16 protein-coding genes and 2 pseudogenes are annotated in these 19777 nt (G+C 59.2%); 6 read left to right on the forward strand and 12 right to left on the reverse strand.

Annotated features, from left to right (window positions below):
• Positions 1-24: 24 nt before the first annotated feature.
• Positions 25-809, reverse strand: a pseudogene (locus tag ACQVLG_RS24545) (DNA/RNA non-specific endonuclease).
• A 195-nt stretch (positions 810-1004) separates the two neighbouring features.
• On the opposite strand from ACQVLG_RS24545, the gene ACQVLG_RS24550 reads away from it, so the two are divergent.
• Together ACQVLG_RS24550 and ACQVLG_RS24555 are read left to right on the forward strand one after the other, a co-directional pair.
• Complete coding sequence (locus ACQVLG_RS24550) at positions 1005-1532, forward strand: SRPBCC family protein (RefSeq protein ID WP_474291441.1); 528 nt, start codon at positions 1005-1007, stop codon at positions 1530-1532.
• A gap of 71 nt (positions 1533-1603) precedes the next feature.
• Positions 1604-2011, forward strand: a complete 408-nt coding sequence (locus ACQVLG_RS24555; RefSeq protein ID WP_474291443.1) for an energy transducer TonB — start codon at positions 1604-1606, stop codon at positions 2009-2011.
• Positions 2012-2022: 11 nt separating this feature from the next.
• On the opposite strand, the gene ACQVLG_RS24560 is transcribed toward ACQVLG_RS24555, so the two are convergent.
• From ACQVLG_RS24560 to ACQVLG_RS24585, 6 genes and pseudogenes are all read right to left on the reverse strand, one after another.
• The gene (locus ACQVLG_RS24560) at positions 2023-2985 is read right to left on the reverse strand and encodes a response regulator (RefSeq protein WP_474291445.1); all 963 of its coding nucleotides are present in this window, start codon (positions 2983-2985) and stop codon (positions 2023-2025) included.
• A 45-nt stretch (positions 2986-3030) separates the two neighbouring features.
• Positions 3031-4134, reverse strand: coding sequence for a hybrid sensor histidine kinase/response regulator (locus ACQVLG_RS24565; RefSeq protein ID WP_474291447.1), 1104 nt, complete (start codon positions 4132-4134; stop codon positions 3031-3033).
• On the reverse strand, positions 4134-5480 hold the full coding sequence (locus ACQVLG_RS24570) for a sensor histidine kinase (RefSeq protein WP_474295785.1): 1347 nt from the start codon (positions 5478-5480) through the stop codon (positions 4134-4136). The genes ACQVLG_RS24565 and ACQVLG_RS24570 overlap by 1 nt, the downstream gene beginning before the upstream one ends.
• Positions 5481-5482: 2 nt before the next feature.
• Positions 5483-6886, reverse strand: a pseudogene (locus tag ACQVLG_RS24575) (class I SAM-dependent methyltransferase).
• 264 nt (positions 6887-7150) lie between these two features.
• On the reverse strand, positions 7151-8176 hold the full coding sequence (locus ACQVLG_RS24580; protein ID WP_474291449.1) for an AraC family transcriptional regulator: 1026 nt from the start codon (positions 8174-8176) through the stop codon (positions 7151-7153).
• Complete coding sequence (locus tag ACQVLG_RS24585) at positions 8176-9072, reverse strand: GGDEF domain-containing protein (RefSeq protein WP_474291451.1); 897 nt, start codon at positions 9070-9072, stop codon at positions 8176-8178. Before ACQVLG_RS24585 ends, ACQVLG_RS24580 begins: the two co-directional genes overlap by 1 nt.
• 305 nt (positions 9073-9377) lie before the next feature.
• On the opposite strand from ACQVLG_RS24585, the gene ACQVLG_RS24590 reads away from it, so the two are divergent.
• Together ACQVLG_RS24590 and ACQVLG_RS24595 are read left to right on the forward strand one after the other, a co-directional pair.
• Positions 9378-11915 carry a TonB-dependent receptor gene (locus tag ACQVLG_RS24590; protein WP_474291453.1) on the forward strand — a complete coding sequence of 846 codons (2538 nt, stop codon included), beginning with the start codon at positions 9378-9380 and terminating at the stop codon, positions 11913-11915.
• Positions 11915-13792, forward strand: a complete 1878-nt coding sequence (locus ACQVLG_RS24595; RefSeq protein ID WP_474291455.1) for a phytase — start codon at positions 11915-11917, stop codon at positions 13790-13792. The genes ACQVLG_RS24590 and ACQVLG_RS24595 overlap by 1 nt, the downstream gene beginning before the upstream one ends.
• Positions 13793-13874: 82 nt before the next feature.
• Here the strand turns inward: ACQVLG_RS24595 and ACQVLG_RS24600 are convergent, their stop codons facing one another.
• The 3 genes from ACQVLG_RS24600 to ACQVLG_RS24610 form a co-directional block, all read right to left on the reverse strand.
• On the reverse strand, positions 13875-14279 hold the full coding sequence (locus ACQVLG_RS24600) for a hypothetical protein (RefSeq protein WP_474291457.1): 405 nt from the start codon (positions 14277-14279) through the stop codon (positions 13875-13877).
• A 494-nt stretch (positions 14280-14773) separates the two neighbouring features.
• A complete protein-coding gene (locus tag ACQVLG_RS24605; protein WP_474291459.1) occupies positions 14774-15694 on the reverse strand; it encodes an HNH endonuclease family protein in 921 nt (306 codons plus the stop codon).
• Positions 15681-16847, reverse strand: coding sequence for an AAA family ATPase (locus ACQVLG_RS24610; protein WP_474291461.1), 1167 nt, complete (start codon positions 16845-16847; stop codon positions 15681-15683). Before ACQVLG_RS24610 ends, ACQVLG_RS24605 begins: the two co-directional genes overlap by 14 nt.
• 471 nt (positions 16848-17318) lie before the next feature.
• Between ACQVLG_RS24610 and ACQVLG_RS24615 the strand changes: the two genes are divergently transcribed.
• Positions 17319-18197 carry an EamA family transporter gene (locus tag ACQVLG_RS24615; protein WP_474291463.1) on the forward strand — a complete coding sequence of 293 codons (879 nt, stop codon included), beginning with the start codon at positions 17319-17321 and terminating at the stop codon, positions 18195-18197.
• Positions 18198-18353: 156 nt separating this feature from the next.
• Complete coding sequence (locus tag ACQVLG_RS24620; RefSeq protein WP_474291465.1) at positions 18354-18761, forward strand: c-type cytochrome; 408 nt, start codon at positions 18354-18356, stop codon at positions 18759-18761.
• A 72-nt stretch (positions 18762-18833) separates the two neighbouring features.
• Here the strand turns inward: ACQVLG_RS24620 and ACQVLG_RS24625 are convergent, their stop codons facing one another.
• Together ACQVLG_RS24625 and ACQVLG_RS24630 are read right to left on the reverse strand one after the other, a co-directional pair.
• The gene (locus ACQVLG_RS24625) at positions 18834-19187 is read right to left on the reverse strand and encodes a hypothetical protein (RefSeq protein WP_474291467.1); all 354 of its coding nucleotides are present in this window, start codon (positions 19185-19187) and stop codon (positions 18834-18836) included.
• Between the two features lie 9 nt (positions 19188-19196).
• Positions 19197-19460 carry a DUF378 domain-containing protein gene (locus tag ACQVLG_RS24630; protein ID WP_077404942.1) on the reverse strand — a complete coding sequence of 88 codons (264 nt, stop codon included), beginning with the start codon at positions 19458-19460 and terminating at the stop codon, positions 19197-19199.
• Between the last annotated feature and the right edge of the window lie 317 nt (positions 19461-19777).

Raw genomic sequence — 19777 nt, forward strand, 5'->3', positions numbered from 1 at the left:
GGGATTTCCTTTTCGACGGTCTTGTTATTTCTTGGACTTGCTATTGATCTTCGGCAAACTCAGCATGCGCAGTTTCTGCTGCCGCGTCAGCGACGGTAACAGATCGATGCCTATCCTGTCTTCCAGTTGCGCGATGCTCAGCACTTCATACGCCTTGGTATCGACGTTTTCGATGAAGTAGGCGGCGCCGGCGCGCTGGCGCGGGCTGTACACGGCCTTGTACAGGTGGCTGGGCACGATGACTCTTCCCACCTTGCGCAAGTTGCCGCCAATAAAGGCCGGTCCCGTGATCACGTACAGGTCGCCCTCCTTCTTCGCCATCTTGCGCACGGCGCCCTCGATGCCGGCCCACACATAGCGGTTGTTGCGTGAGTCTTGCGGCACCATATTGGCCAGGGTAAAACTGTCGCGCTGGCTCTGGCGGTCCGGCATGTCGCCGTTCGGCGCCATGTGGCCACGGTCGAAGCCGCTGCGCGCATAATCGGCCAGCTCCGCGCGCTGGGCGGCGGGCAGCTTGCGTTCGCATGGAAGGAGTTTTCGCGCGACAAGTCCTGCGCCGCTTCCAGGTTGTTCGCCGTCAAGTGCTCGGCCGACCACAGCGGCGTGCGCGTAATCCCCGAATGCATCACGCCAAACACGTTGTAGCACAGCTCTTTGGTTGCCACGTCCAGCTTGGGGTTGGTGATTTCCGGCTTGCGGCCATCGACGTAATGGGCAGGACAGGCATCGGCATGCGCCAGGTTCGCGGCAAAGGCGGACGCCAGCACGCCGCACGCCAGGGTCAGCCTGGTGATCGATCGATGAATCATATTTCCCTCTGAAATCTTTGCAGGCCAGCATTCTAGCGGACGCCGGCTCCCGCCACAAACCGGCACAACCCTGGCGTGCAGGCGGCCCGGCGGCGCGCTGGCGCAAATAAAGGCCAACTAGCAGCGCACGGCCATTCATATCTGCTAAGATTGCCTTGATTCGTTCGCATCGACCATTCAAGATTTGGAGAGCATATGATCAAAAAAACCCTGCTGCTGATCGTTGTCGTCGTCGCCGCCATCCTCGGCTATGCCACCACCAAGCCCGACACCTTCAGTGTCCAGCGCGAAATCACCATCAAGGCCCCGCCCGATAAAATCGCCGCCCTGATCACGGACTTCCATTACTGGGCCGCCTGGTCCCCGTGGGAAAAGCTCGATCCCGCCATGCGCCGCACATTTACGGGACCGGCCAATGGCCTGGGCGCGCAATATGCGTGGCAAGGCAACGACAAGGTGGGCGCCGGCCGCATGGAAATCACGGAAGCGGCCCAGCCCGAGCGCACCGTCATCAAGCTGGACTTCCTGAAACCGTTCGAAAGCCACAACACCACCACGTTTACCATGACACCCGAGGGCGACAGCACCAAGGTGAACTGGACCATGACGGGCCCCAGCCCTTACGTCAGCAAGGTCATGACGGTGTTCGTCAGCATGGACAGGATGATCGGCAAGGATTTTGAAAAGGGCTTGAACAACCTGAAGGCGGCGTCGGAGCGCTAAGCCTGCCCGCAGCAAATGGAAACAGGGCCCGCGCGGCCCTGTTTTTTTGCAATTTCATTGTAGGAGTCCCCTTGAAACCTCTCAGCCTAAGCGGCCGCCTACTGGCACCTCTCGTGCTCGCGGCCTGCGCCGGCACCACCCATACCCATGCTGCGCCCGCCACGGCCCCGCCCGTTACCGCTGACGCCTTGGGTCTTGTCAAAGCGGCCGTGGTAGATATGCGCAACTGCAGCAAGGCGAAATACCCACCGGCTACGCTGCCAGAGGTGGCGCAAGGCACGACTTTTCTGGCCTTGCTGATCGACACCGATGGTGCGGTGCTGGAATCGCAGCTGGAACGTAGTAGCGGCCACCCCCAACTGGACGAAGCGGCGCGCGCGGCCCTCAGCATTTGCCGTTTCACGCCAGCGCAACAGAACGGCCAGCCAGTGCAGCAATGGGCCACCGTCGCTTACGTATGGGAACCAGAAACCAAATAGGCGACGCCAGCTTAGAACTGCTCGATCCAGGCCGCCAGGTGGTCGGGCGTGAGGGCCGGCTCGGCCTGCACCACCTTGCCTTGCAAGCCCAGTTCCGTTTTGCTCAGCTGCAAAGACCAGCCGCGCCGCGCCAGCCACAGCAAGCTGGCCAGCCAGAAAGCGTGGATGGACGAGACGGGCGTGGTGGTCGGTGTTTCCAGGAATTCCGTCAGCAGGCGTCCATCGAGGAACAGCGCCGTGCCGCCCTGGTTTTGCAGCGCCGCGCCAAACACGGGCAGCAGCATGTCGATCGCCTGCTCCACGCCGCGCCCCGGATGCTCGCGCTCGAGCGTGTCGAGCTGCTGGCGCACGGCGGCGGCAAAGGCGGTGCCGCGGAAGGCTTCCGAACTGACCAGGTCGGCATAATCCATCAGCAGCCAGTCCGGCTCGGGCGGCGTGACGCCGGCCGTCAGGGCCGCCGACAGATACGCTTCCACGGGCAGCTGCTGTTCCGGACCGGCCAGGCTGGCGCACAGCGCGTACAGGGTGCCGATGCGGTTGGCGACGGCTTGCCGCTGGCGCACCATCAGCTTTTCGCGCAGCAATTGCGCGTGTTCATTGCGCAAGCGCGCCAGTTCCAGCGCCTGCTTGAGTTCCATGCGCAGGGCCGCGATATCCCACGGCTTCTGGATGTAGCGGTGGATCTGCCCCTGGTTGACGGCTTCCACCGTGTGCTCAAGTTCGGAATACGCGGTGGTCAGTATGCGCACGATGTGCGGATGGCGGTCCCAGCAATACGACAGCAGCTCGTTGCCGTAGGCGCCAGGCATGCGCTGGTCCGACACCAGCACGGCGATGCGGTCAGCCTGCTCGTCAAGGATGCGCTTGCCTTCCTCGACGGAGGTGGCCGTCAGCACGTTCGCCAGCGGCGCGATAGCGCGCTGGAAATATTTGAGGGCGTTGGCCTCGTCATCGACATAGAGTATCGTCGGCAAGCCTTGTGCCGGCTCAAGCTGAGCCGGCAAACGCAGAGATTGGCGTCAATCATGCTCGTTCCTTATATGTACTGGAAAATTCAGGGTGACCGTGGTGGCACTGCCAAACTCGGTGGCGATATCGAGGTTGCCGCCGAACGACTGCATCATGCGGTGGCAAAACACCATGCCCCAGCCCTTGCCTTCGCTGCCGCTGGCACTCACGGGGTCGATCAACAGCTGTTCGACGATCTCGGGGGCGATGCCGGCGCCGTTGTCGCGCACCGTGATGCGGCCCGCATCGATGCGGATGCCGATAGCCGGATGGGCTTGCTCGCCGGCCGAGCGCAAGGCATTGCCCAGCACGGACGACAGTATCAGCGCCACGCAATTGGGCGATTCGGCAATGGCAAAATCCTCGCCCTGCTCGACCGTGATGGCGGCGCGCTGGGCCGTGCTCAGGGGATAGCTGTCGAGCAAGGCGGCCAGCAGCTGGCGCGCGCTGCCGGCGCGGCGTCCGCCCTGCATGCCGGGCCCGGCGCTGGCCAGGCGCACCGTGTCGACAAAGCTGGCCAGCACCGACAAACAATAGCGCGCATTGTCATGCATCAAGGCGGCCGCTTCGCTGATCTCGGCCTGCGGGGCGGCATCCGCCTGCGCGCGCCGTTCGATGCCGCGCGCGAAATTGGCGATGGCCGCCAGCGGCGTGTTCAATTCATGCGCGAGGAAAGCCAGCGATTCCTCCATCGCCACCAGGCCCTGGCGGCGCGCGGCGCGCTCGCGCCCCGTCTGCACGGCCAGCTGCAGCGCCGTTTGCATGGCGGCCAGGTCGAGCGGCTTTTCCAGCAGGCGGAACAAGGTGCCGCCGTTGATCAGTTCCAGCAGCACGTCCTTGTCCGCATACGCGGTGACCAGCATGCAGACGATGTGCGGATAGCGCTGCGCCACTTCCTGCAGCAACTCGCTGCCCAGGCGGTCCGGCATGCGGTAATCGGTGACGAGCACGTCGATGTTGGCGGCCTCATCTTTCAGCAAGGCCAGCGCCGCATCGACGCTTTGCGCCGTCAGCGTCAGCACGCGGTAGCGCTGGCCGACGGCGCGCTCGAAATACTTGCAGGCGAGCGCTTCATCGTCCACGTACAGCACGCTGGCGCGGCTATCGCTGTCCATTAACGGCCCTCCCAGTCGGAGCGCTGCAAGTCGAAATTCATGCTGGCCCATGCACCCAGCTCGCTTTCGGCGGAGAGGGTGCCGCCGTGGCGCTCGATCACGCCATAGCTGATGCTCAGGCCCAGACCCAGGCCCTGCCCCACTTCGCGCGTGGTGAAGAACGGTTCGAACACGCGCGCCAGGTTTTCCGGGGCGATGCCGGGGCCGTTGTCGCGCACGCTGATGCGCAGGCGGTTGTCGTCCCAGTGGGCCGTGATGCGGATCTCGTACGGCGGCGCATTGCCCTTGCGCATGGACAGCACGGCATTGCCCAGCAAATTGATCAGTACGCCCACGATGGCCGCCTCGTCGCCGCGCACCAGGGTGTCGACCGGCAAGTCGTGGCTGATGCTGACGTTCTTCGTTTCGTGGCCGACGAGGCGGATGGCCGCATCGAGCGCGCTGCGGAACTGGAAGTGGCCCGTTTCCAGCTGGTTGCCGCTCTTGCGGTAGGCAAAGGTTTTTAAATCGGACACGATGTGCTGCACGCGCAGCATGCCCTGCTTGGCGTCGGCCAGGCATTCGCTGACCAGCGCGCTTTGCTTGGCGGCCGGGTCTTCGATGGCTACCTCGATGGCCATCATGCAGAAATTCACGGGGTTGTTCACCTCGTGCAGCATGCCGGCGGCCAGGGTGCCGATGGCAGCCATTTTCTCCTGTTGCAGCATCTGCCCCTTGATATCGGCCAGGCTTTTATTCGTTTCTTCCAGCTGCGTGTTCTTTTGCGCCACTTCCGCCTTCAGCTGGAACAGCATGAAGCGGGCGCGCTCATTGAAATAGGTAAACACGGCGCTGATGCTGGCGGACATGATGAGGAACAGGCAATTGACGACAAACGTGCCCGGCAAGTCGAAGCCGCCCGCATGCCAGGCGCAGGCGGCGGCCACGTACAGCAGGCAGGAAATGGCGCCAAAGACCATATTTTGCCACAGGCCGAAGGCCAGCACGATGCCCGACGAATAGATGGCCAGGGTCATGCCCACGTAATAGATCGAGGTGGCGCCTTCCGTCACGGCGATCATCCAGGCGATCATGATTTGCGGCAGGATCAGCCACACAAACGTCAGCCCCTGGATGCGGTCTTGCGCCCAGCGCGTGCGCATGGCCAGCACGACGCAGAAGATCAGCACGGACACGAGGATGCGCGCGCTGGTAAATGCCGACTGTTTATCGGGATACAGGGCCGAATCGAGGCCCATGCCCAGCAGGATCAGCACAATGCCCGTGTAGGCCCCGCCGCGGCTGAATTCCAGGCGGAAGTCGCGCAAAACGGCCGTGTAGCCGGCGTGCAGGCCTGGGGTATCCATCATCAAGGAATGCTCACTTCCGCAAACACATTCACGCCCGTGGCGTCGACATAGAGTTTTCGGGTCCGTCGCATGTTCGGGCAGCAAGGCCGACAAGCCCGCTTCATTGCGATATATCAAATGCCATTCCAGCAAATGCTCCATGCCAAACTTGCCCGGATTATCGGCGTGCACATTCGTCACCAGCAGCCGCCCGCCCGGGCCCACGCGCGAAGCGAAGTGCATCAGCAGGCGCGCGCACACCTTGTCGGACAGATAATCGAACAGGCCGGCGCAATACACGGCGTCGAAACTGCCGGGCAAACCCGTGGCGCCCGAACCGTGGCGGCGCTTGAGCAGGTTGTGCACGGAGTCGTGCACATAATCGATCTCGACCACTCTTCCCGTGCGCTGCATGATGGTGGTCAGGCGCGCGCGCGTCCAGTCCAGCGTCTCGCTGCTGAAGTCGACCAGCTCGAAGGCCAGCCATTGCGCATCGGGGCACGTTTCCAGGAAACGCTGCACCTCGATGGCGGGGCCGCAGCCCACGTTGAGCACTTTGTACACGCGCCCGCGCCCGGCGGCGCGCGCGCGCGCGCCGCCTTCTGCGACAGGAATTCCGTCAGGATATCGATGCGGTTGCGGTGCGCCGTCGCCACGGCCGCCTGCAGGAAGGCCGCATTGACGATCTGAAAATACGTGCTCGGCCCCTGGCGCGGATCGTCCAGCAGCTGGTTGACCATCTGGTAATCGCCCGCATAGCCGAGCGGCTTGGTAAACGTGCGGAAAACGAACGGTGCGCGCAGGATCAGCGGGTGCAAGGCCGCCTGGGCGAAGGCGCGGTGCGCTGGCGCCCGCTCTTCCTCGACCAGCGACGCTTCCACCTCGAGCTGGCGCAAGTACAGCTGGGTTTGCTCCATCAGCGGCAAGGCCAGCTCGTCGAAGATGTCGGGGCGCAGCCGGCCGTTTTCCTTCGGCAAGGAGTCCGACAAGTCGACCTGCTCGACCCAGCGCGCCACTTCCGACAGGAAGGCGCGCATTTCGTTGACGACGATCTGGTAATCGCGGCGGATGCGGAAGCGCTCGCCCCAGCCGGCGACAAAGGCGCTCGATTCTTTCAATACGGCGCCCTTGACGACGACCACGTCGCTCAGCTCGCGCCACTCGTCGATCAGGGTGACGGACACGATGGCGGTCAGGCCCGTGTTGACGCTGCTGATGACGACGGCCTTGCCCACGTAGGCGTTCTTTGCCCCCATGCGCACGGTCACGTCATTGAGCACCTCGCTGACCTGCACAATCGAGTATGGATTGTAGATTTCCATGACCAGCGAATTGCGCTGCAAGTTGAAAATCGTGCCGCGCACCGCCTCACCCTGGGTGTTGCGGAAACTGACGACTGGATCGATCTGCGATTGTGAATACACGATTGAGCATTATCAAGTTGCCCGGTTCCCGGCGCACCACACTGGTGACGCCAGTTTCCAGGCTGGGTTAAGGCACGGCACACCGGTCGTCTGCCGCCGGCTCCGCCATCAAGATGGCGGCGTTGCGGCGTCGTGGGACGCCTGGCCGGATCGCCTCAAAGCGCGTCTGTCCGCTCTCTGAACGAGTGTACTATGGATGTGGCAGAACGGGCAATTGTTCCCTCAGGAACGACCCACCATGGCGCTGGCGCGCAACGCCGGCGCTCATCCCGCCACGAACAATGCCAGCGCGTGGCGCAGCAGCTGCGGCGTTTGCCCCGTCCAGCGCTTGAACGAGCGGCGGAAGTTGGTGGCATCATGAAAGCCGAGGTAGGCGGCCACGGCGTCGTTGTCGTAGCCATGCGCCTGGAACAGGTAGATCGCCTTGTGCGCGCGCACCTGGTCCAGCTCGGCCTGGAAATGCGTGCCATGGCGCGCCAGATGGCGTTTCAGGGTGGCGGGACTGACGCCGAATTCCTGCGCCGTGCGCTCCAGGGTCGGCGCGCAGCGGATGTTGGCCAGCAGGTAGTCGTACAGCGCACCGAGCAGACTGGCGGCAGGCACGGGCGCCTGCGCCGCCGCGCGCAAGGCCAGCGCGGCGGCCGTCGCATTGCCGCGCGGCCAGGGCTTGTCGAGCCAGCTGGAATCGATGAGCATGGCGTCCACCTGGCAATCGAAACGCAGCGCCTGGCCCAGGTGCACTTCATGCTGCTCCACGTGACGGGGCCGCGCGCGGTTGAAGCAGAAGCGCCACGGCAGCGCCTCTCCAGCCAGCCAGCGGCACATGGCCGCCAGCGCCGTCATGTGCATTTCCACCAGAAACGGCAGTTGGCTCGGCGCGCCGAACGCATCGACCCAGTACAGCACGTGCAGCTCGCCCGCTGCGCGCAAGCGCGGTTGCAGCAGCGGGCACAGCATGGTATGAAAATCGCACAGGATGCTCAAGGCCTGGCGCAGATTCTGCGCCTGCAGCAAGGCATGGCTGGCCGCGCCGTAATGGCCGGGCAGCATTTGCTGGCCCAGCATGAAGCTGGTGTCGGCACTGTCGAGGCCGCGCGCCACGTTGGCCAGCAATTGCAGGTATTGCGCGGCGCTGACCTGGCTTTCCGCGGATGGCAGCGCGCCGCCGTCCAGGCCCGTACCCTTGAGCAAGGGCGCCGTGGCCAGGTCGCGGCTGCGCGCATAGTCGAGCACCAGCGCCGGCTGGTGATGGGCCGCGATGCTGGGGTCGCCCTGCTGGTTCAGCGGCATCAGGCAGGCGCGGCGCTGGCCGAACGGGGCTGCGGCGTTTCCACAGCCCGGCTCAGCTCGGCCAGCACCACTTCCGGCACGCCTTCGGTGAGCGAGCAGGCATGCCGCAGGCTCAAGCGGATTTCGCGGTTGTCGTTGGCATGATGGCGCATCTGCCCCACCATGGCACACAGGTGGCGCGCCCGCACGGCCGCATCCTCGCGCGACACGCCCGGCATCAGCACGGCAAAGCGGTCGCCCGCATAGCGGCACAGCAAATCGTCATTGCGCAAGTTCAGCAGCAGCATATGGCCCACGGCTTGCAGCACACGGTCGCCTTCGCGGTGGCCGTATTCGCGGTTAATCAGGTGAAAGCTGTCGATATCGAGCAAGACCAGCGCGCAATCGAGGCCGGGGCGGCGTTCCTGCTCCAGGCGCATCTGCGTGCGCAAATAGCTGGCGTCGGCCAGCTGCGTGATGCGGTCGAAGGCGCGGTGGTCGCGGAACAGGCGTTCGCGCTTTTGCAGGTGTTCGTTCAGGCGGAACTGTTCCTGGCGCCAGTAATACATGCCGATCGTCAGCACCAGCATGCCGAATGGAATCAGGGCTTCCAGCCAGTTATCCCACACGGCGCTCTTATCGACGGCAAAGAATTCATCAAGGCAATCGGCCCAGGAGCCCAGCATGATGGCGCACAGGCCGCCGGCGATCAGGCTCGTCACCAGCCCCCGTGGACGGCTGCTGAGGGTAAACAAAAACCAGATGCCCGCCATGACGGCCGTGCCGCCTTCGCAGACGATATCCATCCACTTCCAGATGGCAAACGGTTTAAGGTGCCCAAGTGTGGCATACAGGAAAAAGAACAGGGGCAATGCCAGCGCGGCGGCAATCAGACTGTTACGGTGCAACGGCAGCATGTGGGGAACCTTTAAAAGTGGTGCTGTCGCCACGATAGCGCCCGCCCATGACGGCACGATGACATGCCCCGCGCCCGTGCGGCAGGTGCAAACGGCTCAACATGCGCAACGCGGCGCAGGCAAATCCGGCAAGCCATTGCCCATGCGCCCTGCGCCGGCGGGTCATTTCAGCTCATGGCGGCCGCATTCCGGCCGCAAAGCGTTCACCAGCCGTTGTTTTCAGAGTGGCAAGCCGGCCCCTGTCACGCAACCGTCATATTTGCTGCCTAGAATCCGCCCGGTTCCTTCCCCCAACCGAGCCCTTCATGAAAACCATGCACACATCGTTCCCCTCCCCGCTGCGCCTGACGGCCCTGTCCCTGGCCCTCATGGCCGTCTTCAGCGGTCAAAGCCATGCGCAAGCGCAAGATGCGGATGGCCAGCCGGCCGCCACCGTGGTCGTCAGCGGCCAGCGCGCCAGCCTGCGCAACGCCATCGCCGCACAAGAGAAAGCCGACAACATCATCAGCGTCATCAGCAGCGACGATATCGGCGGCTTGCCCGATAAAAACGCGGCAGAGGCGCTGGCCCGCTTGCCGGGCGTGTCCGTGCAGCGCGACCAGGGCGAAGGCCGCTACATCACGGTGCGCGGCCTGGGGCCTGACCTGAACGCCGTCACCATCAACGGCGCGCTGGTGCCGTCGCCGGAAGCGGGCCGCCGCGCCGTGGCGCTGGACATCCTGCCTGCCGGCCTGATCCGCACGCTGGAAGTGTCGAAAACCTTGCTGCCGGAAATGGACGCCAACTCGCTGGGCGCCACGGTCGAAGTCAAATCGCTGTCCGCCTTCGACTTGCCGGGCAAGCTGCTGTCGGCCAACGTGGCCGCCAGCCACGATGAAAAGACGGGCAAGACCAGCCCCAGCGGCGGCGCCCTGTGGGCCCAGCGCTTTCTCGACGGCAAACTGGGCGTGGCCGCGGGCCTGAGCGCGGAAAAGCGCTCGTTCGGCTCCGATGACGTGGAAACGGGCGGCGCCTGGAGCAAGGGCAAATTGTCGGGCCTGGAACTGCGCGACTACCTGCCCGTGCGCAAGCGCGGCGCCCTGGCCGTCAACCTCGATTACCGTCCGGAAGCGGGCAACAGCTGGTTCTTGCGCTCTTTTGTGAGCGAATTTTCCGACGATGAAGTGCGCGACCGTTTGACCATCAGCAATATCACGGGCGGCAGCCTGGCCGAAGGCCAGACGGCCAGCGCGCGCGCCGAGCGCCGCATCCGCCAGCGCAAGTACACGCAGCAAGTGCGCTCGCTGGTGCTGGGCACGCAGCAAAAATCGGGCGACTGGACCCTGGACGTGAAAGGCGGCCTGAGCCGCGCCACGGAAGACACGCCGGAATCCTTGAACGACGGCCGTTTCCGCGGCCTCAGCAACTTTAACGGCATCAGTTTCAATGGCACTCAAGAACCTGTCTTGAGCGGCCCCGCTTCGCTGTACGACCCGGCCAGCTATGCACTGAACGCCATCACCCTGCAAAAGCGCTATTCGAAAGACAATGAACACCATGCACGCATCGACCTGGCGCGCAAGTTCGACATCGCCACCCTGAAATTCGGCGCCAAAGTCAGCCGCCGCGAAAAAACCAATGACACGGATCAATGGGCGTACAACAGCAGCAAGGCTTCCAGCGGCAATTACTGGGGCGCCGGCGCCACCTCGATGAGCGCCTTCGTGCAGGGCCACAATCTCGACTACGACCTGGGCAACATCGGCGTGGCGCTGGATCCGGCCCTGATACGCGCCAGGGTCGCCGGACTGGACCGCGACAAGGCGCGCCTGGCCACGGAATCGATCATCAACGATTACCGCATGCACGAAGACATCAACGCCATGTATGTGCAAAACAGCTATGACTTCGACGCCTGGCACATCCTGGGCGGCGTGCGCGCCGAACGCACGAGCTTTGAAGCCGCCGGTTCGCAAGTGGACAGCACCGGCGTCGCCACGGCCTTGAAGCGCGAACGTTCATACACCAACTGGCTGCCGAACCTGCAAGCCCGTTATGACGTGGATCAAAAAACCAGCGTGCGGGCCGCGTGGACGCAAGCCGTCGTGCGCGCCAACTTCAGCCAGCTGGCGCCGGGCATCAGCCTGGCCAGCAATACGGAAGCCGTGATCGGCAATCCGGACTTGAAACCTTTGAAAGCCAACAACCTCGACCTGGGCATCGAGCGCGTGCTGGGCAACGACGGCGTGATGTCGGCGTATGGTTTCTACAAGGACATCAAGAATTTTACGTACACGACGAACCTGGCCGGCACGGGACAATGGACGGGCTACACGACGGCGACCTCGTATGCGAACGGCGACGCGGCAAAAGTGAAAGGCATCGAACTGGCCTACATGCAGCCGCTGCGCATGCTGCCGGCGCCGTTCAATCGTTTCCTCGTCGGCGTGAACGGCACCCTGAGCACCTCGAGCGCGCAAATCGGCCGCTTCGACAAGGCGACGAACAAACAGATGAACCGCGACATCCGCCTGCCGGGCCAGTCAAACCAGGTGATGAACTTGATGCTGGGCTATGAAACAGGCCCGGTCAGCGCCCGCCTGGCCCTCAACTACAAGTCGCCCTACCTGCTGGAAATGGGCAACGATATCCTCGACCCAAGCCAGGACCGTATCGTCGACAGCCAGAAACAGCTCGATTTCTCGCTGTCGTACCAGATCAACAAGCAGTTCCAGGTGACGTTCGAGGCAGCCAACCTGAACAACGAGAAATACTATGTCTACCAGGGCACGAAGCAATATAACGTGCAAAATGAACAATACGGCCGCACTTTCAAAGTGAGCCTGAAAGCCAGCGCCTTCTGATGATGATTCTCAATAACATGAAAAAAACCGTACTCTGCAGCGCTTTGCTGGCTGCCTTCTGCCTGGGCGCCAGCGCGCAGGCCGCCCCCGCCAACGCCTTGCCTGCCTTCACGCAAGAGGCGGAAGAACTGGCCCGCCTGCCCGGCGGCGGCTGGCTGGCTTTGGACAAGCACGGCTTGCGTCTGTTCAATGCGGCCGGCCAGGAGCAGGACCGTATCGCCGTGCGCGCCAAGCAGCTCGACACGCGCCTTGACGGAAATCAAGTGCTGGCCGTTTTCCTCGAAGCGGACACGCAGCGCCCGCTGCCCGTCTCCGTCGACGTGCAAGCCGGCAAGCTGGTCAAACTGGCGCCGTTTCCCGTGCCCACGTTTTCCGTGGAAGCATCGTGTTTGTACCGCGATGCGCAGCAGCTAGCTCATCTGTTCTTGATCGGCAAGGATGGCCAGGCGGAACAGTGGGTGATGCAGGGCGAGCAGCGCAGCCTGGTACGCAAACTGGCCCTGCCGCCGCACGCGAAACATTGCCGCGCCGACGATGGCGCCCAGCGCCTGCTGGTCAGTGAAGCCAACATGGGCGTATGGGCGTATGACGCCGAGTCCGAAGGCATGGGCAAGCGCGAAGTGGTGGCCCTGCGCAAGCCGTACGGCCAACTGGACGGCGGCGCCGGCGCCCTGGCCGTGCTGCCGGGCGGCGTGGCCGTGCTCGACGGCAAGGCGGACAAGCTGCACCTGTACGCCCATCAAGGCGGGCAGTGGACAGCCCAGCAGCCGCAAGCAGTCGCCTTAAACGTGCGCAAGGGCGACAGCCAGCTGGCGCTGGACAAGGACTCCTTGCTGCTGCGCGGCAAGAACGGTTGGCAGGCGCGGCCTTTGAAATGGGCTGGCAAGCCGGAAACGCAGCCTGCGGTGGCCATCATCGCCCCGCAGGCGCAGACGGAACCGATGGCGCGCCAGGGCGACGCGGCCGACGACCCGGCCATCTGGCTGTCCAGCAACCGGGCCGATGCGCGCATCCTCGGCACCAACAAAAAGCAGGGCTTACTGGTCTACGACCTGCACGGTAAACAGACGCAGCTGCTGGAAGTGGGCCGGCTGAACAACGTCGACGTGCGCCAGAACATCCAGTTGGGCGGCCGCAAGGTCGACCTGGCCGTGGCCACGCAGCGCGACGACAACAGCATGATGCTATTTACCATCAATGCCAGCGGCGAGGTGGCGGAAGCGGGCCGTTTTGCTACCGGCCTGAAAAGCATCTACGGCATGTGCTTGTACCAGCCAGCGGCCGGCGGCGTGCAGGCGTTCATCAACGACAAGGACGGCACTTTCCAGCAATACAGCATCGGCCTGGAAGACAACAAGTTCAGCGCCACTCTGTTGCGCAGCTTCAAGGTCGCCACGCAACCGGAAGGCTGCGTGGCCGACGACGCCAACGCCCGCCTGTTCCTGGGCGAGGAAACGCGCGGCATCTGGACCACCTCGGCCGACGCCGCCAAGCCGGACGCGCTGTCCATGGTCTTGCCCGTGGGCGCAAACCTGGCGGCGGACGTGGAAGGCATGGCCATCTACCGCAAGCCCGGCGGCGCGCCCAGTACGGGCTACCTGATCGTCTCCAGCCAGGGCGACAGCAGCTACGTCGTGCTCGACGCGCAAGCGCCGTATAAAGTGCGCGGCCGCTTCAAGGTGGGCTTCAACTTGTCCGCAGGCATAGACGGCACCTCGGAAACGGATGGCCTCGACGTCACCTCCGCCAACCTGGGCGGCGCCTATGCACAAGGCATGCTGGTGATCCAGGACGGCTACAAGCGCCTGCCGGACGGCCCGCAGAACTTCAAGTATGTGGCGTGGGGGGATGTGGCGAAGGCGTTGGGGCTGGAATAATCAGACTGGAGCGGGGCCGCCCCCGCCGGAGGAATGCGTTTCAATGGGGCGCATTCCAATCCCGCGGAGCCCGACCCCGATACTATCTGCGCGGCATATCGATATGAAATGGCAGGCGCTTGCCGCACAAGTCCACCATGCCCGACACAAGCAGGCGTCGTGCCGACAATTCAATGATGTTGACGGCCGATACGTCACCGTAGTCCATCATATAGATACCCGATTCCTCTGCATCGGGATACAAATCCAGCATCCCGATCGAAAGTGCTCCTTGCGGTATGCGCAAGCCGTGCAGGAAAAACGCCGGCGGATACAGCGCCCACGACCACTCCGCATCATCGGGCTCGGTCAAGCACATAAACACATCGTCGTCGCCATGGATGTCGATGTTTAGCTCCAGCATGCTGCTGCCATGGGCTTCCAGGCTAATGTTTGATTTTGCTATATCCACTGCAAAATTGGTGTCGCCGATACTAAAAACAGTCATTCAATATACTCCCGATTTACAGGTAAATATGCGGTGCGAAAGGCGGCAAGGAATGCAGGGCAGTCCAGTCGGTCAGCAAGCCAGAAAATGAGCCAGCATTCATGGCTATCGTGCCGATGCCTTTGAAGCATGTTAGCGCCACCATTGTCAACGCACGCCGCAATCGCGTCAAAATTTACCGCTTTTAATCATGCCGGAGAATGCAAGAAATGGCCGCCCACTCCGAAAAAAGACAACGTTCTAGTACCCATAACAGTCCATCGCAAGACGGCGCTGAGCAAAGTAAAAAAGTCATACTGCAAGAATCCATTCTAGAAAAATACCAATCTTGAGAAAATTAGCTAGAGATAATTTTATCTTCCATAGAAAACAATAAAAATAAATTTATTTGCAAAAAAATATCACAAAAATCACGAATGAAATTTATTAAATCAAACCCAACAATACAACATTGACTTATATGGAATAAATGCATCCATAATTTCCACTTCACTTTATTTATACTGAATATTACAATAGGGGCGAAGCCATGGATAGCTCTCTACTTTTTCAACAATATGCTTTTTCAAAAAAAAATACGGTCTGCGTTTTTCCATATAAGCAACCACACTAGGATTTTGCAGCAAATAAGCTATCTCGTTACAAATTCTTAAAGATAGCATTCCTCCAGAATTTCCATACAATTCTTGCAACCTTACAAGACTAATAAATTCCTCAGTTTCAATAACATTTGAAACTATCTTTATATTTTCTCCATCAAGTTCGAATGTAATTTTATCCCCATGCTGGGTTATTAATGGAGAGTGATGATTTTTAGGTAGTCTATTGCTCTTTCTTTTATTGCATGGAAGGCAGCAAATTAACAGATTATCGTTATTCGTTGACAGAAGTGGGAACGATGTTCGGCTTAAATAATGCTCTATATTAACTAACTCCGAATTCAGGATAGTAGTAGCATCACAATAAGGGCACACCTCAATATTTGATGAGTTTATTATATTTTCAATATAATCGGTTCGTGAAAAATTAATAATGCCAATTTCTGCAAGTGCTTGCTTATCAAAGAGAAAAAAATATGCGAGCTTTGAAAATATTATTTTTATTTCTGGTGGCAATTTATGCGTTTGCGGCAGAGTTTTATTACCTAAATCATCGCAAGCATCCTGATATTTTTTCTGCAACGATAATTTTTTATATGGCTTCGCATACCATTTTTTTAGTTCTTCGGATATTGAAGTCTCTTCCTTATTTTCGTCATACTTCACCTTTCGTTGATACAACTGAAAAGCAGGAAGATGGATTTCAGCTGCAGCAAGGGTCGTTTCATCAAGCGCGACTCTAAGTGGAGCCATGATCTTAGAGTCGAACAAGTCCAATACTTCATTATTCTTTTCTGCCTTATTAATTTTCCACATCTTTATCTTTCAGTTTCAGTGCCGCAAAAATTTTCATCGGCCCAAATGCAAGGCGATCAATAATATCATTTAACTCATGAGAATCTGCCTTTCTGATCAATTTTAGATATTTTTTCTCCAAATCGTTTAAAATAGAATTTCGATCATAAATTGGATCGATTATCTCATTTTCACTTCCCAATACTGCGCGACTTATATGTGATAGCTTCCCTTGTTCCAGGACAAAGAGTTGCGTAGACTCTACGGCACCAGCGATTGAATGATGATGCGTTGTAATTAACGTGGCAGAGTTAAATCTTGCCATAACCTTTTCAATCAAGGAAATTATTTGCTTACACCATCTTGGATCCAAATGTAATTCCGGCTCTTCAATTAACAGCAAAACTGACTTCCGGCTCGCACTGAGCAAAGATGCCATCCGATATATGAATATCTTTTGCCCTGAGCTCATGTTTGACAAACATAACTCATGATCAAAAGATGTAAGAAAAATTATATCATTTACATAAATTTCATCTCTGTCCTCAAATTTCTCCACCGCCTTACTTTTTTTGAATTCACCAATTTCAAAATTTCGACTGGCGGACGTTTCTTCAGAATAAGCGCTAATTTGGCGCACTCCTGTCGTGGTTAAAATTTTATGAATAATATGATTCCTGTTAGATTTTAACTGATCAGCCAATCTAGCAAGTCCCTTAGATATAGTTCTCCCCCGGAAGTGATTTTTCCCATAACAATCTCCAATGTTAAAATATTTAACAGGATTAAGACCCGAGTAGTTATATGGTCTATTTTTAAATTCATTATGAATAGAGAAAGCCGAAACAATTACCTCCGGGATAAGAATTTTCTCCTGCGCCATAAAATCTTTCTCATCAGTCTCCAATTCGTTCACATAATATTTATTCTTATTATTATTTCTTATAATTTTTACATCTAAATTATTTATACAATACCAAATCTCAGCATCAAACCTATCTCCATTATTATTATTTATTCCGCGAAATATTTCAGAAATACAGCGCAATACCGTAGTTTTACCTGACCCATTCTTTCCTATCAGGACGGAGATGCCGGGAGAGTCATCATCGAATTCCAAATTCAGATTCTCGATTATATTGAATTTCTTAATAATAATTTTTTTTATTTTCATGATTATTTATTAGGTTAGTTATTTCCATGAATGAAAATATTTTTATAAATAGCAAAAATCCTGTCAGTCTGAATATTTCCCAAATAATGAATTTTTTCCACTGAGTATTGGTGCTCCAGTAAAATTCAGAATAAGGAAGAACTCAGTTTTTTATCTATAAGCAACGACCTCTTTTGGCCGAAGTCAACCCACACTACCTGCAATGACTAGTTCACTTAGCGAAATTATTACCATAGGTAGGGCATGGCAACTCCCGAAGTATTAAGAATAAAAAAGGTAAAGGCTGTTCAATTAAGAGCAGCTACTTCTAGCCATTAGTAAACAATTTCACAACTGTAACGCATTTTGCAACATGATATCCAAAAAAGAAGCCGCGATACACCAGTCATGTCAGTAACTTCCCATTTAAAGTTTCGCCACTTACCAATCTGCCAGCGACTGCAGGCCTGTTGCGTATTAAAATACCGCCCCATGACCTCCCCCGCCTCGACCTCCCCCCTGCCCGATAGCGTCCTGCTCCCTTCCCTGGCCGTATTGGGAGGGCAGATTTCCGTCAATCTGGGGGCGGCGATAGCGAAAAACCTGTTTCCCGTCATCGGGGTCGAGGGGATTACGGCGTACCGGGTGGGGTTTTCGGCGCTGATACTACTGGCCATCTTCCGGCCCTGGCGCTACCGGCTGACGCGCAAGGATGTGCTGAATTTGCTGGTGTACGGTTCCGTGCTGGGGCTGATGAATTTGCTGATTTACCGGGCGTTTGCGCTGATACCGATCGGTATTGCGGTGGCCATCGAGGTGACGGGACCGCTGGCCGTGGCCATGCTGTCGTCGCGCCGGCCCCGCGACTTATTCGCCGTCGCTTGCGCCGTGTTTGGCTTGTATTTGCTGCTGCCGCTGCAAGGCAGTCCAGGCAGCCTGGACCCCGTGGGCGTAGCCTACGCGCTGGGGGCGGCCCTGTGCTGGGCCCTGTACATCATCTTCGGCAAGCGCGCCTCGACCTTGCAAGGTGGCCAAGCCGTGGCCTGGGGCATGACGGTGGCGGCCATGGTGACGGTGCCCATCGGGGTCGCGTATTCGGGCACGGCCCTGCTGGCGCCATCGATTGCCTTGATGGGCCTGGCCATTGCCATGCTGTCCAGCGCCCTGCCGTACTCTCTGGAAATCTTTGCCTTGCGCCGCTTGCCGCAAGGCGTGTTCGGCATGTTCAGCAGCGCCGCGCCCGCCGTCAGCGCGCTGGCCGCCATGGCCGTGCTGGGAGAACTGCTGAGCCTGACCCAGTGGCTGGCCATCGCCTGCATCGTGTTTGCGTCGGCCATGGCGGCGCTCGGCGCACAGGGCGGCAAGCGCTAGCGGTATCGAGCCTGTCCCGCTGTGCTGACTGCGCCGCGCCCGCGCTTGGCCGCCTGGCATGGTTGCATCACATGGTTGCATCACTGACGGGCAGGTTTGGATGACCGCCTGTAAAATGCGTCATTGCTTGCCATATTGCACACTTCCGCCTCACCGATGACATCCACATTTCTTTTTCGCTGGTTCTCCCCTCTTGCCGCTGCAGCCCTGCTGCTGGCGCCCGCCGCCATGGTAAATGCAGCAGCTCCCGCCGCCTTGAAAGGCAATGCCGAAGCGGGCAAGGCCGCGTTTCGCAAGTGCGCCTCCTGTCACCAGGTGGGGCCTTCGGCGCGCGGCGGCTTCGGCCCCAAGCTGACGGGGGTGGTCGGCCGCAAGGCTGGCGCCACCACCGACTATAAATACTCGGCAGCCATGAAGAACGCGAATATCGTCTGGACCGAGCAAAACCTGGCCGGCTTCCTGCAAGCACCGAGCGATTTCATTCCTGGCAATAACATGCGCTTCTGGGGCATCGGCAATGCGCAGCAAGTGGCCGATCTGCTGGCCTACCTGCGCACGCAGTAATCGCGTGAAGTAAGCGGATGTAACCAGCGCGCATGCATGCACGCGCACACGGCATCAAGTCCTGACGCCAGATCAAGCTCCCAGCGCTTGCAACACGCCCTTGCGCTTCTTGTGCGCCGCTTCATAGTCGCGCAGGCGCCGTAGCTGGGCGGCGGACAAACCGTCCAGCTTGTCGCGGATCTGCGCCACCGTCAGGTGCTGGTAGCCGGCGATGGGCAGGTCTGACGCTGGCGCATCCGAGGCCGGGCTGCTGGCCTTTTCCCGCTTCGGCGCCTCCCGCGTTTCCCCGCCCGCCTGCGCCCTCTGCTTGTTCACGATGCGGGCCGCAACCTCGTCCTCGCGGCCGGGATAGCGTCCCTCCTGCCTGAACTCCTTTTCCAGCTTCCTGAATTCGCGCTCGCGCTTGGGACTGGCACCGACAGGCATTTGCTTCCCCTAGGGCTTGGCCGGCAGCTTGCGCACGCACAGATAGATGGAATACAGCGCCGCCAGCCCCACCAGCACGTACACGCCGCGCGAAGCCGTCGACATGGCGCCCAGGATGCGGGCCACGATATCGATATCGAACAATCCCACCAGCGCCCAGTTCAAGCCGCCCACGATCAGCAGGATCATCGAGATCCAGTCGACCACGTTCAGGCGCTTGGCCGACATTTCCTGTTTTGCCGCACCGTCCGATCCTGCCTGGATATTCGCCATCTCAACCTCCCTTGGAAAAGAAGAATGACCCGCCGCCGGGTCCGTGCAAGAAACAGTGTAGGCGCAGCACCGGCACGCGCCAGTCGGACGATGCCGGGTATGGGAGTAGGAGGACTCTGTAATAAGACCGGTGATTTTATCTGGCAACAAACCATGCTGCTGTTGCTAAACAGGCAGGGACTCATTCCAATATGGAAATATTTATAGATTACTTAGTACCGCACTGCTACACTCATTTCACCCCAGCAACTTCAGGGGCAAGCGCCGCGCCCTGCCGCCGCAGGGGACACGGCCACCACGGGACAACAGCTGAGGGG

It is taken from the genome of Janthinobacterium sp. TPC_1 (genome assembly GCF_056037845.1).